The organism is Stenotrophomonas sp. P5_B8 (genome assembly GCF_054049855.1).
Window position 1 is genome coordinate 1 of the sequence record NZ_JBFULO010000836.1, and the last position, 688, is coordinate 688.

Below are 688 nucleotides of genomic sequence, written 5' to 3' on the forward strand. Positions count from 1 at the left end.
GATGTGGCATCCCTGCGTCGATCGTGCGCGACCGGATAGTCCACGGCCATGTCCGGACGCGACACGTGCGAATGATTTCCGGGAAGCGCGACGCCCATCAAGCGCCGCATACAAACCAGCCCACACATCCATCGATGTGCCGGCTCCCGAGACATCTGCGGAAACGACGGTTTCAGCTGCCCAGCGCGCGCCGGATTTCATCCAAGGCCGCCGGATCATCCAAGGTCGAGAGATCTCCCGGATCGCGGTCTTCGGCCAGCGCCTGCAGCGAGCGGCGCAGCAGCTTGCCGGAGCGGGTCTTGGGCAGCGCGTTGACGATGTGGATGTGCGCCGGCCGCGCCAGCGCGCCGAGGGAGTTGGTTACCCGCTGCATCATCTCGGTGATGATCGCGCTGCCATCGCCGTCCACCGCCTGGCGCAGGGTAACGAACACAAGCGGCACCTGGCCCTTGAGTTCATCCTTGACCCCGATCACAGCCGCCTCGGCCACCAGCGGGTGGCCGGCGATGCACTCTTCGATCTCACGCGTGCCCAGCCGGTGCCCGGCCACGTTGATCACATCATCGGTGCGACCGAGGATGAAGGTGTAGCCGTCGGCGTCACGGATCGCCCAGTCCAGCGAACTGTACAGCAGCTCCTTGAAGTGGCTGAAGTAGCTCTGGATGAAGCGATCGTCATCCTTCCAGAC

1 protein-coding gene is annotated in these 688 nt (G+C 64.5%); it reads right to left on the reverse strand.

The genetic code is table 11. The annotated features are described in order from the left end of the window. Window positions 1–172: 172 nt before the first annotated feature. On the reverse strand, window positions 173–688 hold a 516-nt coding region (locus tag ACXJKH_RS21750; RefSeq protein ID WP_457322491.1), incomplete at its 5' end, for an AMP-binding enzyme.